The sequence below is a fragment of the Dietzia sp. NPDC055340 genome (genome assembly GCF_053645335.1).
Window position 1 is genome coordinate 59,556 of record NZ_JBSHML010000023.1, and the last position, 14,816, is coordinate 74,371.

Here is a 14,816-nt window from a genome sequence, read left to right on the forward strand (position 1 = left end):
CCGGTCGTGGAGGGGGCGCTATGCGCGTCATGGGTGTGGACCCGGGGCTGACCCGGTGCGGTCTCGCGCTGATCGAGACCGCACCGGGTCGGGCTGTCACCGCATTGGACGTGGACGTGGTGCGGACGACCGCGGACGAGCCGCTCGAGCGGCGGTTGCGGGCGGTGCACACGGTCGCCGACGAGTGGATGGACGTCCACGAGCCGGACGTCGTGGCGATCGAGAGGGTCTTCGCACAGAACCAGGTGTCCACGGCGATGGGCACCGCGCAGGCCGCCGGCGTGGTCGCGCTCGCCGCCGCCTACCGGGACATCCCGGTGGCATTCCACACACCGTCGGAGGTCAAGGCCGCCATCACCGGAAGTGGGCGCGCGGACAAGAAGCAGATGACGCTGATGATCACCCGGATCCTGGGACTGCAGAAGCCGCCCAGTCCGGCCGACGCGGCGGACGCGCTCGCGTTGGCCGTATGCCACAGCTGGCGGGCTCCGATGCAGGGCCGTGTCGCCTCGCTGGACGCGCAGGTGGCGCGGTCCCGCGCAGGTTTCGAGGCGAAGGTCGCGGTGGCGCGTGAGTCGGCCGCGTCGCGGGGGATCCGGGGCCGGGGATCCGCCGCGGACCAGGAACGTGCCCGGGCAGCCGCCCGGGGGATGGCTCGAACGAAGGGAGTCCGCTGGTGATCGCCTCGATCCGGGGAACGGTGGCCGAGATCGGTCTGGATCGCTGTGTCGTGGAGACCGGCGGGGTCGGGGTCCTGGTGCACGCGACACCGGCGGCGCTCGCCGGGTTGCGCCGCGGTTCGGAGGGCATGCTCCACACCGAACTCGTGGTGCGGGAGGACTCGCTGACGCTCTACGGGTTCGACTCGGTGGAGGCCAGGGGACTGTTCCTCACTGTTCAGACCGTGTCCGGCGTGGGGCCGCGACTGGCGCTGGCGATCCTGGCCACTCTCGAGCCGCACGAGTTGATCCGCGCACTCGGCTCCGGTGATGTCAAGGCGCTCACCCGCGTCCCGGGCGTCGGCAAACGCACAGCGGAACGCATGGTTCTCGAACTCAAGGACAAGGTGGGGCCGCTTCCCGGCGAGGCGGGCGCGGCTTCGGCCGACGGCAGCGGTGGCGCGGTCCCCGCCGCGACCGAGGTGGCCGAGGCGCTGGAAGGGCTGGGGTTCTCCGCCGCAGAGGCGGACAAGACCGCCACCGCGGTGTTGGCCTCCGATCCGGGTCTGGGTCCTGCAGAAGCCCTCCGGATGGCGCTCAAGTCGCTCGGGAAACGCTGATGACGGGTCCCTTCGAGGAATCGGGTGGCGAGCCGGAGTCCGGGCTCACTGCTGCACTCACCCCGTTCGACACGGATGTCGAGGGGGCGTTGCGCCCGCGAAACCTCGGCGAGTTCATCGGCCAGGAGACGGTCCGGGAGCAGCTGGACCTGGTCTTGACCGCCGCTACCCGGCGTGGGGTCGTACCGGATCATCTGCTGTTCTCCGGCCCGCCCGGCCTGGGCAAGACGAGCCTGGCGATGATCGTCGCCGCGGAGCTCGGCGGCTCACTCCGCATCACCTCGGGCCCCGCGTTGGAACGTCCCGGGGATCTCGCGGCCATGCTCTCGAACCTCATCGAGGGCGACGTGCTGTTCATCGACGAGATCCATCGGATCGCCCGGCCCGCGGAAGAGATGTTGTATCTCGCGATGGAGGATTTTCGGATCGACATCATGGTGGGAAAGGGGCCGGGCGCCACCTCGATTCCTCTCGAGATCGCGCCGTTCACCCTCGTCGGTGCCACCACCAGGTCCGGCGCACTGACCGGGCCGCTTCGAGACCGGTTCGGTTTCACCGCACACATGGACTTCTACACCGATCAGGATCTGGCGCGGATCGTGACACGGGCCGCTGACATCCTGACCATCCCGGTCGACCCCGATGCGGCGCTCGAGGTGGCCGGCAGGTCGCGGGGCACACCGCGAATCGCCAATCGTCTGTTGCGGCGAGTCCGGGATTTCGCCGAGGTGCGGGCCGACGGCCGGATCACCGTCCCGGTCGCCCGCGCGGCACTGGAGGTCTACGAAGTCGACCAACTGGGGCTCGACAGGTTGGACAGGGCCGTACTGCGAGCCCTGCTGGTCCAACACGAGGGCGGCCCGGTCGGACTGAGCACACTGGCCGTAGCCGTCGGTGAGGAAGCCACCACGCTGGAAGAGGTGTGTGAACCGTTTCTCGTGCGGGCCGGCCTTCTCGCGCGCACGCCACGAGGCCGGGTGGCAACGGCGGCGGCGTGGGACCACATGGGCATGACGCGTCCGGAACGGGGGAGTGGGCAGCCCATGCTCCGTATGGAGGTCGACGGGGGACCCGACTCGGCACGGTGAGCCCCCGGCTGGCATCCTCGGACGAGACCGTCCGCCATCCGGACCACAATTGACAGGGCCTGCAGCAGCGCTGGGTCCGTACCAGGAGGACCCCATGGGACTTGAACTGCTTCTGCCGTTGATGATCGTCGTGCTGATCGTGCTCATGTTCCTGCAGAGTTCCAAACAGCGGAAGGCGATGAAGGCACTCCGCGAGATGCAGGACTCCCTCACGGTTGGTGACCGGGTGCTCACGACCTCCGGCGTCCACGCGACGATCGCGTCGATCGACGAGGAGACCGTCGGGCTCGAGATCGCGCCCGGCGTCAAGACCGTCTGGGACCGGCGAGTGATCCGGGAGAAGCTCGACACCGCCGGATCCACGGATACCGGGACAGATTCCGGATCGGACGACTCGAGTTCTCTGTAAGGCCCTACCCGGAAGTAGGGTGATAGGGCCGTCCGGTCCGCTGTCGGCCACCGAGTCACCTACGCAAGGAAGTTCCCCGTGACACCAGTACGTCCCCGGCGCGCGGACGCGAGACCGAGGCCATGGCGGTTACTCGCCATCTTCTTCCTGGCTCTGTTCATCATCTTCGTCGCCTCATTCGCGGTGGCGGACCGGGGGCTCTCCCCGAAACTGGGGATCGATCTCCAGGGCGGGACGCGCGTGACGCTGATCCCCAAGGGACAGCCGGCTGAGGCTGATCTCCAGCTCGCGCAGGAGATCATCCGAGACCGCGTCGACGGTTTGGGCGTCGCCGGAACCTCCGTGGTGATCGAGGGCAGCAACATCGTGCTCACCGTTCCCGGGGAGGACTCCAGCCAGGCCCGAGATCTCGGAACCACCTCGCAGCTGACCATTCGACCGGTCATCCAGTTCCAGCCCGTTGAGCCGGGCGATCGTGAACCGGTGCCCGCAGCGAAGGGGGACAGCGAGGCGGTGGCCCAGGAGGTCGCCGAGGCTCGCGAGGTGCGGCAGGGCGACCCCCAGGAGCTCACCGAGTCGCTCGCCACGTTCCGCTGTCCGGAGCGGGATGTCCTCGCGGGTTTCGATGATCCTGCGCAGGCGTTGATCGCGTGTGGGGAGACCGGGAAGTACGTACTCGGTCCGGTGCCGCTCCTCGTCGGAGAGCCCGACGACGGCAAACGCCTGGACGGGCAGCAGATCGTCAAAGACTCCGTCAGCTCCGGGTTCAGTCAGCAGGCGGGAAAAAACGAGGTCTCCTTCCGGTTCAACGCCGGCCCGGGCGAGCAGGGAAGCGCCACCTGGTCGCGTCTGACCCAGGAGAACCTGCAGAAGCAGATCGCGATCCTCCTCGACGGCGAGGTGATCAGCGCCCCGGTCGTCCAGGGCGTGACCCCGGTCGGTTCGGCAACCTCGATCACCGGCGAGTTCTCGACCGACGAGGCGTCGACGCTCGCCGGCAACCTCCGGTACGGCGCCCTCCCGATCTCTTTCGAGGACCCGAACGTCGACAACGTGCCGGCCTCGCTCGGCCTGGCCTCGCTCGAGGCGGGGCTTCTCGCCGGCGCGATCGGGTTCCTCCTCGTGCTCATCTACTCGGCCGTGTTCTACCGGTTGCTCGGCGTGCTCGCGTTCATCTCGCTGGCCCTGTCCTTCCTCCTCACCTACGGGATGTTGGTCTTCCTCGGATACACGGTCGACTACAGCCTCGACCTCGCCGGCATCGCCGGACTCGTGATCGGCATCGGTATGACCGCCGACTCCTACGTCGTGTTCTTCGAGCGCATCAAGGACGAACTCCGGGACGGACACAGATTCAGATCGGCCGTTCCGAGAGCATGGAAGAGCGCGAGCCGGACGATCGTCACCGGAAACATGGTCAGCCTCATCGGCGCGGTGGTCCTCTACCTGCTTGCCAGCGGCGAGGTGCGCGGGTTCGCGTTCACTCTGGGTCTGACGACCGTCATGGATGTGTTCGTGGCCTTCACCGTGACGTGGCCGTTGGTCTACCTGGCCTCGACCAAGGACGTCTTCTCCGAGCCCTGGGCCAACGGTATGGGTCGCATGGCGAACCTGCAGGCCGCCGCCGCTGAACGGCGGCGTATCGAGCGTCGCGAGGAGAAGAAGGCCGAGCAGACCCGTGGACGGGGCGTCACCGCCACGATCCAGGGGCCCGACGGGGCCACGGCCACCGGAACCCCGGGCCGTCCCGGCACCGAAGACGAGGAGGAGCGCCGATGAGCACGTCCACCATGGCCACGCCCGGCGACGGCGCCCCGGCAGAGCATGACTCGAATGACAGTCTGTTCAACCGTCTCTACACGGGCACCGGTGCGTTCGAGGTGGTCGGTAACCGTCGTAGGTTCTACGTCCTCACCCTGGTGATCGTCGCGGTCTGTCTCGCGAGCATCCTGCTACGTGGTTTCAGCTTCGGCATCGACTTCGCCGGCGGCACGAAACTCACCATGCCCGCCGGCGAGATCGACAAGGACCGCGTCGCCGCGGTGGTCGAGGAATCGTTGGGCGAAGAGCCCGAGATGGTGCAGATCGTCGGCACGGGCAATGCACGGATCGTCGAGGTGGAAACCCGCTTCCTGACCACGGACGAGATCGCGGCCACCAAGAACGCGATGTTCGAGGAGTTCCAGCCCGTCACCGCGGCCGGCGAGACGTCGGTGGAGGCCATCGGCGATTCCGCGCGTAGCGAGAGCTGGGGCGGCCAGGTCACCCAGAAGGCCCTGATCGCGCTTGCCGTGTTCCTCGTGATCGTCTTCGGTTACATCGCCTTCCGATTCGAGTGGCAGATGGCGACGGCCGCGATCGTGGCCCTGCTCTTCGACATGATCACCACTGCGGGGATTTACTCGATCGTCGGATTCGAGGTAACTCCCGCCACCGTGATCGGATTGCTGACGATCCTCGGATTCTCCCTGTATGACACGGTGATCGTCTTCGACAAGGTCGAGGAGAACACCCGCGGGCTCAAACACACCGCTAGTCGCACGTATGCCGAAGAAGCGAACCTCGGTGTCAACCAGACACTCATGCGGTCCATTCACACCACCGTCATCGGCATCCTTCCGCTCCTGGCGCTCGTCATCATCGCGGTGTGGATCCTGGGCGTGGGCACCCTCATGGATCTGGCGATCGTGCAGATGGTCGGTATCGTGACCGGTACCTTCTCGTCGGTATTCCTCGCGACACCGCTCCTGGTGACGCTCAAGCAACGCGACCCCGAGATCAAGCGCCAGACGACGAAGGTACTGGCCCGACGTGAAAAGGCGGAAGCGCTCGCATGACCGAGTCCCCCCTGACAACTGTCTCCCCGGCGATCAGTTCAGCTGTTGAACGTCTGATGCGCCGCGTCGAGGACTTTCCCTCCGCCGGCGTCCAGTTCTGTGACCTCACCCCGGTCCTCGCGGATTCCGAGGGTTTCGACGCGGTCGTGCGTGGGCTGGCCGCAGGACACGAGGTCGGATCCATCGATTATGTCGCGGGGCTGGACGCGCGAGGCTTCCTTCTCGCCGGTGCGGTGGCCATACGTCTGCACACCGGTGTGCTCGCGATACGGAAGGCCGGGAAGCTACCCCCGCCGGTGCATTCGCGGTCCTACGAGCTCGAGTACGGGGCTGCGACCCTCGAACTGCCCGCTGACGGCCTCGACCTCAGCGGTAAGCGCGTTCTCGTCGTCGACGATGTGCTGGCGACCGGAGGAACGCTCAGCGCGGCAGTCGGTCTGCTGGACGACTGCGGCGCGATCGTCGCCGGTCTCTCCGTCGTTCTCGAGGTCCCGGGTCTCGGGGGTCGGGATAGACTGGCCGACACATCGCTGACCTGCCTCACGGTCGCGTAACACCCGGCCGCTGGGCGCGGCACTTCGATGCTCAGGGAGGAGGCGGGAATGACGCAACGACCGGACCCCGCGGCTCAGACCGGCCGCGGGGAACGTGAGGGCGCGGCCGGACAGCCGCAACCCACCACCCAGCCGCTACCGGTGATCCCGGGCACCAAGCCGTCGGCGAGTCGTCGGGTGAGGGCTCGCTGGGCTCGGCGCCTGACGTCGGGTCTGGCCATCACGTCGACGCCCGCGGTGCTCGAGCCGCTGGTCCGGGTCCATCGGGTCCACCACCCGAAGGCCGACGTCGGCCTACTCGCCCGGGCCTACGCGCTGGCCGACAAGCAGCACGCAGGCGTCTACCGGAAGTCCGGCGACCCCTACATCACCCACCCGCTCGCCGTCGCGACCATCTGCGCGGAGATGGGGATGGATACCACGACACTCGTGGCCGCCCTGCTCCACGACACCGTGGAGGACACCGACTACTCGCTCGAGCAGCTGTCCACGGATTTCGGCGGCGAGGTCGCGCACCTCGTCGACGGAGTGACCAAACTCGACAAGGTCGAGTTCGGCGAAGCCGCGGAGGCGGAGACGATCCGCAAGATGATCATCGCGATGGCGCACGATCCCCGTGTGCTGGTGATCAAGGTGGGGGACCGGCTGCACAACATGCGGACGATGCGGTTCCTCCCGCCGGAGAAGCAGGTCAAGAAGGCCCGTGAAACGCTCGAGGTGATCGCGCCGCTGGCGCATCGGCTCGGAATGGCCACGATCAAGTGGGAACTCGAGGATCTCGCATTCGCGATCCTGGAACCCAAGAAGTACCAGGAGATCGTCCGGCTGGTCGCCGATCGCGCGCCGAGCCGGGACGTGTACCTGGGTACAGTGATCGGGCGCGTCAACGCAGAGCTGGAGAAGGCCCATATCGAGGCCACGGTGGAGGGGCGTCCGAAGCACTACTGGTCGATCTATCAGAAGATGATCGTCCGCGGTCGTGAGTTCGACGAGATCCACGATCTGGTCGGCATCCGCGTCCTGTGCGAGGACGTGCGGGACTGCTATGCGGCGATCGGTGTCGTCCACTCCACGTGGAAGCCCATGCCGGGTCGGTTCAAGGACTACATCGCGCAGCCCCGGTTCGGCGTCTACCGGTCTCTGCACACCACAGTGATCGGCCCGGACGGCAAACCGCTCGAAATCCAGATCCGCACCCACGAGATGCACCGAAATGCCGAGTACGGCATCGCGGCGCATTGGCGGTACAAGGAGACGCGGGGCAAGCACCACGGCGACCAGGCCGAACTCGACGATATGGCGTGGATGCGCCAGCTGCTGAGCTGGCAGCGAGAGGCCGCGGATCCCGGTGAGTTCCTCGACTCGCTGCGATTCGAGATGACCAGCAAGGAGATCTTCGTCTTCACCCCGAAGGGGGACGTGGTGAACCTTCCGGTGGGTGCGACGCCGGTCGATTTCGCCTACGCCGTGCACACCGAGGTCGGACACCGGTGTATCGGTGCGCGCGTGAACGGAAAGCTCGTGGCCCTCGAACGGCCTCTCGAGAACGGCGAGGTCGTGGAGGTGTTCACCTCCAAGGACCCCAACGCCGGCCCGAGCCTCGACTGGCAGAAGTTCGTCGTCTCCGGCCGGGCCAAGAGCTCCATCCGGCAGTGGTTCGCCAAGGAGCGCCGCGAGGAGGCTCTGGAGAGGGGCAAAGACCTCATCACCCGTGAGGTCAGACGCGGCGGCGTTCCCGTTCACCGGGTCTTCTCCAACGAGACGATCGCCGGCGTGGCCCGCGAGCTCGGCTTCGCCGACGTCACCGCGCTCTACACGGCCATCGGCGAGCATCACGTCTCGGCGAAGACCGTCGTCGGACGACTCGTCGCAGCCCATGGTGGCGTGGATGAGGTCACCGAGGAACTCGCCGACAGGTCGCGGGACAAGACCATCGCCCCGCGTCGATCCGCGCCTGCGGGCGCCGGCGTCCTGGTCGGTGGTGTCGAGGACGTCCACGCGAAACTCGCTCGGTGCTGTATGCCGGTTCCCGGTGACGAGGTACTGGGTTTCATCACCCGGGGCGGCACGGTCAGTGTTCACCGTACCGACTGCACCAATGCCTCCGATCTACATCGTGAACCCGAACGGCTCGTCAAGGTCGAGTGGGCACCACAGCCCGGCGCGGTCTTCCTCGTGGCGATCCAGGTGGAGGCCCTCGATCGTCATCGCCTGCTTTCGGATGTGACCAAGGTCCTCGCCGACGAGAAGGTCAACATCCTGTCCGCGTCGGTGCAGACCGCCGGCGATGACAGGGTGGCGATCTCCCGATTCACGTTCGAGATGGCCGATCCCAAACACCTGGGTCACGTCCTGGGCGCCGTCAGGCGGGTGGAGGGTGTCTTCGACGTCAGCCGGCTGACCTCGAACTGAGAAGAGAAAAGGACGGTCTCCAGCGTGGAAGCTGGGGGCCGTCCTGTCTCCGGCGCCCGATCACTCTTCAGGCAGGCCCTCCTGGGCACCGACGGTGACCTTCTCGATCTCGACAGCACTCTTCGGCCGTTGGTAGTCGGCATTCGACGGGTCATTGCTCTTCACGCCCGCGTCGGTGATCTCGTCGAGTACCTCGAGGCCGGACTCACTGATCGTTCCCATGACCGTGTACTCGGCGGGGAGCATCGAGTCCTCGTAGACCAGGAAGAACTGGCTACCGGCACTGTTCGGCGCCTGCGACTTGGCCATGGCGACCGTGCCGCGCGGGTAGACCGACATCCCCGAGCCGTCGTCGGCCACGGCGAGATCGGTGGGCGGCTCATCGACCACCGTGTATCCCGGCCCGGACAGGCCCGTGCCGGTCGGGTCGCCGCACTGTAGGACGGACAGGGCCGCGCCCTCCTCGGCGACGGTCAGACGGTGGCATTCGGTGTCGTTGAAGAAACCCTGCTCCGACAGGGAGACGAAACTCGCGACGTTGCACGGGGCGCCCTCGCGGTCGAGCAGGAGCGGGATCTCCCCGCTGTTGGTGGTGATGGTGATCTCTGCGGTACCTCGACGCGGCTGGTCCCCGGTGGGCGCCTCGCCGTCGCGCTTGCTCTCACCGATCTCGTCGACCTGCTCGTTGAACCGCTCGACCTCGGCAACGACCTCGGGCCCCTGGTCCTCATACTCGGCGGGGTCGATCTTCTCCGGCGCCGCCGTGTCCTCCGGGTAATCGCAGGTGATCCAGTTCGCCGCGTATTCTTCGGCGCGGGCCTCCTCAGCCTTGTTCCAGACCACGAAGCCGACGATCCCGAGGAGCACCACGACCACCACGGCGGCCGCAGCGATCTTCAGCTGCTTCTCACGGCGTGCCTGGGCCTCCATCTGCTCGCGCAGGCGCTGGCGTGCCTCGGCTCGACGTTCCTGGTTGGTGGACACAGACCCTCCTGGGTACCTGGACTAGGCTGGAACGGTCGGCTGGATCGTCCTAGGTGACTTCCCGCGGGAAGCCGTGACGCTCCAGCCCAGGGTCCTTGTCTACCAGGTCGGGCTGAGATGACCGCACACCACTCCGGTGTCGCGGTCCGTTGGCCCCCAGCTCCGCGTCACACGTCGTGGGTGATGCGAGAAGAGGAGTACGTGACGTGCAGATCGTCGGTTTCCCCGCGGGGATGTTCCAGACCAACTGCTACATCGTGTCCGACGATTCCGGGGACTGCGTGGTCGTGGACCCCGGTCAGGATTCCGAAGCGCAGGTCCGCCAGCAGGTTTCCGAGGCGGGTCTGCGGCCCCGGGCCGTGCTGTTGACCCACGGTCATCTCGACCACATCTGGAACGCGCAGCAGGTCGCCGATCATTACGGGGTGCCTGCCTACATCCACCCGGATGACCGGGAGATGTTGTCGGATCCGGCCAAGGGACTGTCTCTGGACCTGTCGGCGATGCTCAAGGGCGCGGAGTTCACCGAGCCCACCGAGGTGATCGAGGTATTCGACGGTGACACCCTGACATTCGGTTCGATGGTCTTCGACGTCGACCATGTCCCCGGGCACAGTCCGGGTTCGGTGTCGTTCAGGATCCAGGTGGAGAGCGAGCAGGGGCCTCGCATGGTGGTCCTCGGTGGTGACGTGCTGTTCCAGGACGGTGTCGGCCGAACCGACCTGCCGGCCGGGGACACCGACGTGCTCATGCAGTCCATCGCGAAGAAGTTCCTCGTGTTGGACGACGACGCCGTGGTCCTGCCCGGGCACGGCCCGTCCACCACGGTCGGTCGTGAGCGGCGCTCGAACCCGTTCCTGCGAGACCTGTAGCAACCGCCATCCCTGCATTTCGAGAGAGCCGAGGATTTTCGACCCGTGACCGGTAGCCAGAAGAAGACCGTCATCAAGGCGCCCAAGGGCGTGCCCGATTACGTGCCGCCGACGTCGGCGGCGTTCGTCGCCGTACGGGACGCGATCACGCATGCGGCGCGCAGGGCGGGCTACGGCCATATCGAGTTGCCCGTCTTCGAGGAGACGACCCTGTTCGCGCGGGGCGTCGGCGAGTCCACCGACGTGGTCTCCAAGGAGATGTACACCTTCTCCGACCGGGGCGGGCGGAGCGTGACTCTGCGACCGGAGGGCACCGCGGGCGTCATGCGCGCGGTGATCGAGCACGGCCTGGATCGAGGGCAGCTACCGGTGAAGCTCTGTTATGCGGGTCCGTTCTTCCGCTACGAGCGTCCGCAGGCCGGCCGCTACCGCCAGCTGCAGCAGGTGGGGATCGAGGCCATCGGTGTGGACGACCCGGCGCTTGACGCCGAGGTGATCGCGGTCGCTGACGAGGCGTTCCGCTCGCTCGGGTTGACCGGGTTCCGCTTGGAGTTGACCTCACTGGGCGACGACACGTGCCGCCCCGAGTACAGAGAGCGGCTCCAGGGCTTCCTCGCCGGGCTGGAGCTGGACGAGGCCACCCGCGAGCGCGCCCGGATCAACCCGCTCCGCGTTCTCGATGACAAGCGTCCCGAGGTCCGCGTCCAGCTCGAGGACGCGCCGCTGATGATCGATCACCTGTCGGACTCGAGCGCGGAGCACTTCGGGTCGGTGCGCGCCCATCTCGACGCGCTCGGCGTGCCGTACGTGGTCAACCCCCGCATGGTGCGGGGACTGGACTACTACACCAAGACCACGTTCGAGTTCGTTCATGACGGTCTCGGCGCACAGTCCGGGATCGGCGGTGGCGGTCGCTACGACGGTCTGATGGCGCAGTTGGGCGGCCAGGACCTGTCCGGGATCGGGTTCGGGATCGGCGTGGACCGCACGATGCTCGCGCTCGAGGCGGAGGGCCTCGATCCGACGGCCGGCGGCAGGGTCGACGTCTACGGGGTCGCCCTGGGCGCCGCGGCGAAGTCGGCGCTCGTGCCGGTACTCGCGGAGTTCCGTCGGGGCGGGGTACGCGCCGACATGGCCTACGGGGACCGCGGGATGAAGGGCTCCTTCAAGGCCGCCGACAGGTCCGGGGCGGCGGTGACGATCGTCGTGGGCGAGGACGAACTCGCCGCGGGGACCGCCGTGGTCAAGACCATGTCGACGGGGGAGCAGCACTCGGTTCCGCTCGATTCGGTGGTCGATCACGTTCGTGGACTGCTCGACGACTGACGATGCGTGGCCGCCTGCGCTGCCTCCGCGGCAGAGCAGGCGGCGCCACGTCGTTGAGAACCACCTCGTTCAGAGCTGCGCGCTGAACGTGTCGCAGTCGGCCACGGACCCCTGCTGGTAACCCGTGACGAACCACTGCCGACGCATCTCGGACGAGCCGTGGGTCCACGAGCCCGGATCGACGCGTGCGCCGCCGGACTTCTGGATGTGGTCGTCGCCGATCGCCTCCGCGGTCTGGATGATCGCGTCGACGTCCCGCTCGGTCAGGCTCTCGAGGAGGGGCTGCTGCCCTCCTGGCGCGGGGGTGGACGTGGCGTAGTGCGCCCACAGCCCGGCGTAGCAGTCGGCCTGCAGTTCCACGCGTACCGCGCCGGAGGAGGGGCCGCGTGGATCCTGCTGAGATCGTCGGATGTCGCCGAGCATGGTCTGCAGGTGATGGCCGAACTCGTGTGCCACCACGTACATCTGGGCCGCGCCGTCCGGTGAACCGCCGAGACGCCCTACCAGGACGTCGTCGAAGAACGCCGGGTCGATGTAGACCTCCTGGTCCGCGGGACAGTAGAAGGGCCCGACGTCGGAGGAGCCGGCGCCGCAGCCGGTGTTGATGCGGCCGGTGAAGATGTTGGTATGGGGTTGGCCCCAGTTCATGCCGACCTGGGCGGGTAACTCGGCGGTCCAGACGTCCTCGAGACTCTCGGTGGTGGCGACGATCCGGCAGATGGTGTCGGAGTTCGCCTGTTGGAGATCGCACTGATCGATGTGCGTCTGGAACTGCTCCGCCGATGAGGAATTCTGACCCTGTTCGTCGGAACCGCCTTCGGTCAGGCCCAGCTGGGCCGGGTCCACGCCGAGGAACAGGGCGATGACGACGACAACGATGCCGCCGACACCGCCACCGATCGCCACCCCCCGACCGCCCCGACCTCCTCGGCCACCACCTGACACACCGCTGGTGTCCAGCCGGCCGCCCTGCCTGAATGTCATGGCCTCCGCCCTCCCTCGCGTGGGCCGCCCGGTCTTCCGAGCCGTCGCCACCCCGCGCTGTCGGCCTCACACTATTGCGCGGTACACCCCGTGTGCAGCCGGCACGGGCCTATCCGGGTGGTGGACGTAGACTGTTGTGCGTCCGGGCTGGCGGCGGACTGTCGGCGTCGTCGACCGTCCCCTGGCTCATCGAACACACTTTGCTTCCCCGACGAGAGGACCACCGTAGTGCTGCGCACCCATTCCGCCGGCCAGCTCCGAGCCGCCGATGCAGGGGCCACCGTCACCTTGGCCGGGTGGGTGGCGCGCCGCCGGGACCACGGCGGGGTGATCTTCGTCGATCTCCGCGACTCCTCCGGCGTCTGCCAGGTGGTCTTCCGATCCGAGGAGGTCGCCGAGCGGGCCCATCGTCTCCGCAACGAGTTCTGTGTCGCCGTCACCGGCGTGGTGGATCGTCGCCCGGAGGGCTCGGAGAACCCCAACCTCGACTCCGGTGAGATCGAGATCGACGTGACCTCGTTCGAGGTCCTCGGCGAGGCCGCCCCGCTCCCGTTCCAGCTCGATGACGAGGTGGGGGAGGAGGCGCGCCTGCGTCACCGTTACCTCGATCTACGCCGCGAGGGCCCGGGTGCCGCGTTGCGTCTGCGCTCGAAGGTCAACTCCGCGGCCCGTGGTGTCATGGCGCGGCATGACTTCGTCGAGATCGAGACCCCGACCCTGACGCGGTCCACTCCCGAGGGCGCCCGCGACTTCCTGGTTCCCGCACGCCTGCAGCCGGGCACCTTCTACGCGCTCCCGCAGTCTCCGCAGTTGTTCAAGCAGCTCCTCATGGTGGCCGGGATGGAGAAGTACTACCAGCTGGCCCGCTGCTACCGCGACGAGGATTTCCGCGCGGACCGGCAGCCTGAGTTCACCCAGCTCGACGTCGAGATGAGCTTTGTCGACCAGGACGATGTGATCGCCTTGGCCGAGGAGATCCTCACGGCCGTGTGGGCGACCGCGGGCTACGAGATCTCGACCCCTATTCCCCGTATGACCTATGAGGAGGCGATGCGTCGTTACGGCTCGGACAAGCCGGACCTGCGTTTCGAGATCGAGCTCGTCGAATGCACCGAGTTCTTCGCGGACACCCCGTTCCGGGTCTTCAAGGCACCGTATGTCGGCGCCGTCGTGATGAAGGGCGGGGCGTCGCAGCCGCGTCGTCAGCTGGACGCCTGGCAGGAGTGGGCCAAGCAGCGCGGAGCCAAGGGCCTCGCGTACATCCTCGTGGGTGAGGACGGCGAGCTCGGCGGCCCCGTGGCCAAGAACCTCTCGGACTCGGAGCGTGCCGGTATCGCCGCGCACGTCGGGGCGGAGCCGGGAGACTGCATCTTCTTCGGCGCCGGTCCGGTCAAGACCACGCGGGCCCTTCTGGGCGCGGCGCGTGGCGAGATCGCCGACAAGCTCGGTCTGATCGACCCCACCAGGTGGGCCTTCACCTGGGTGGTCGACGCCCCGATGTTCGAGCCGGCCGACGACGCCACCGCTGCCGGCGACGTGGCCGTTGGCTCCGGCGCCTGGACGGCGGTGCACCACGCGTTCACCTCGCCCAAGCCCGAGCACCTCGACACCTTCGACACGGATCCGGGATCAGCTCTCGCCTACGCCTACGACATCGTGTGTAACGGCAACGAGATCGGCGGTGGCTCGATCCGCATCCACCGTAAGGACATCCAGGAGCGGGTGTTCGGCGTCATGGGCATCACGCAGGAGGAGGCGCAGGAGAAGTTCGGCTTCCTCCTGGACGCCTTCTCCTACGGCGCCCCGCCGCACGGCGGCATCGCGTTCGGTTGGGACCGCATCTGCGCTCTGCTCGCCGGCACCGATTCGATCCGCGACGTGATCGCGTTCCCGAAGTCGGGCGGCGGGATCGACCCGCTCACCGATGCGCCGGCCGAGATCACCACCCAGCAACGCAAGGAGTCGGGGATCGACGCCAGGCCCGCGTCGCGGGGTCAGCAGGCTCAGGCTCCCGTCGAATCCTGACCAGGCAGCCTGGAAACGAACCGCCCGCCACCCGGTCGCCCCGGGT

The 14,816-nt window shown here is 67.5% G+C and carries 13 protein-coding genes; 11 read left to right on the forward strand and 2 right to left on the reverse strand.

Annotation, left to right across the window (positions count from 1 at the left end; genetic code table 11):
• Positions 1–20: 20 nt before the first annotated feature.
• The 8 genes from ruvC (at position 21) to ACWIFB_RS15500 (ending at position 8,579) form a co-directional block, all read left to right on the forward strand.
• Positions 21–680, forward strand: coding sequence for a crossover junction endodeoxyribonuclease RuvC (gene ruvC / locus ACWIFB_RS15465; protein ID WP_452098946.1), 660 nt, complete (start codon positions 21–23; stop codon positions 678–680).
• Complete coding sequence (gene ruvA / locus ACWIFB_RS15470; protein WP_452098945.1) at positions 677–1,279, forward strand: Holliday junction branch migration protein RuvA; 603 nt, start codon at positions 677–679, stop codon at positions 1,277–1,279. The genes ruvC and ruvA overlap by 4 nt, the downstream gene beginning before the upstream one ends.
• Positions 1,279–2,367, forward strand: a complete 1,089-nt coding sequence (gene ruvB, locus ACWIFB_RS15475) for a Holliday junction branch migration DNA helicase RuvB (RefSeq protein ID WP_452098944.1) — start codon at positions 1,279–1,281, stop codon at positions 2,365–2,367. Before ruvA ends, ruvB begins: the two co-directional genes overlap by 1 nt.
• 94 nt (positions 2,368–2,461) lie before the next feature.
• Positions 2,462–2,776 (forward strand): preprotein translocase subunit YajC, encoded by a 315-nt coding sequence (yajC, locus tag ACWIFB_RS15480; RefSeq protein ID WP_452098942.1) that lies wholly within the window; start codon positions 2,462–2,464, stop codon positions 2,774–2,776.
• A gap of 78 nt (positions 2,777–2,854) precedes the next feature.
• On the forward strand, positions 2,855–4,555 hold the full coding sequence (gene secD / locus ACWIFB_RS15485; RefSeq protein ID WP_454058727.1) for a protein translocase subunit SecD: 1,701 nt from the start codon (positions 2,855–2,857) through the stop codon (positions 4,553–4,555).
• Between the two features lie 11 nt (positions 4,556–4,566).
• Positions 4,567–5,613: a protein translocase subunit SecF gene (gene secF / locus ACWIFB_RS15490; protein WP_454058735.1), complete on the forward strand. Its 1,047-nt coding sequence runs from the start codon at positions 4,567–4,569 to the stop codon at positions 5,611–5,613.
• Positions 5,610–6,167, forward strand: coding sequence for an adenine phosphoribosyltransferase (locus tag ACWIFB_RS15495; protein ID WP_452098940.1), 558 nt, complete (start codon positions 5,610–5,612; stop codon positions 6,165–6,167). Before secF ends, ACWIFB_RS15495 begins: the two co-directional genes overlap by 4 nt.
• 48 nt (positions 6,168–6,215) lie before the next feature.
• The gene (locus ACWIFB_RS15500; RefSeq protein ID WP_454058728.1) at positions 6,216–8,579 is read left to right on the forward strand and encodes a RelA/SpoT family protein; all 2,364 of its coding nucleotides are present in this window, start codon (positions 6,216–6,218) and stop codon (positions 8,577–8,579) included.
• Positions 8,580–8,639: 60 nt separating this feature from the next.
• On the opposite strand, the gene ACWIFB_RS15505 is transcribed toward ACWIFB_RS15500, so the two are convergent.
• Complete coding sequence (locus tag ACWIFB_RS15505; RefSeq protein WP_454058729.1) at positions 8,640–9,563, reverse strand: peptidylprolyl isomerase; 924 nt, start codon at positions 9,561–9,563, stop codon at positions 8,640–8,642.
• A gap of 206 nt (positions 9,564–9,769) precedes the next feature.
• Between ACWIFB_RS15505 and ACWIFB_RS15510 the strand changes: the two genes are divergently transcribed.
• The gene (locus ACWIFB_RS15510; protein WP_452098936.1) at positions 9,770–10,435 is read left to right on the forward strand and encodes an MBL fold metallo-hydrolase; all 666 of its coding nucleotides are present in this window, start codon (positions 9,770–9,772) and stop codon (positions 10,433–10,435) included.
• Between the two features lie 45 nt (positions 10,436–10,480).
• The gene (gene hisS, locus ACWIFB_RS15515) at positions 10,481–11,761 is read left to right on the forward strand and encodes a histidine--tRNA ligase (protein ID WP_454058730.1); all 1,281 of its coding nucleotides are present in this window, start codon (positions 10,481–10,483) and stop codon (positions 11,759–11,761) included.
• Positions 11,762–11,830: 69 nt separating this feature from the next.
• Here the strand turns inward: hisS and ypfJ are convergent, their stop codons facing one another.
• The gene (gene ypfJ / locus ACWIFB_RS15520) at positions 11,831–12,745 is read right to left on the reverse strand and encodes a KPN_02809 family neutral zinc metallopeptidase (RefSeq protein WP_452098934.1); all 915 of its coding nucleotides are present in this window, start codon (positions 12,743–12,745) and stop codon (positions 11,831–11,833) included.
• Between the two features lie 228 nt (positions 12,746–12,973).
• Here ypfJ and aspS point away from each other — a divergent pair, with 228 nt between their 5' ends.
• Entirely contained in the window at positions 12,974–14,770 is a 1,797-nt protein-coding gene (gene aspS / locus ACWIFB_RS15525; protein WP_452098933.1) for an aspartate--tRNA ligase, read from the forward strand.
• Positions 14,771–14,816: the final 46 nt, after the last annotated feature.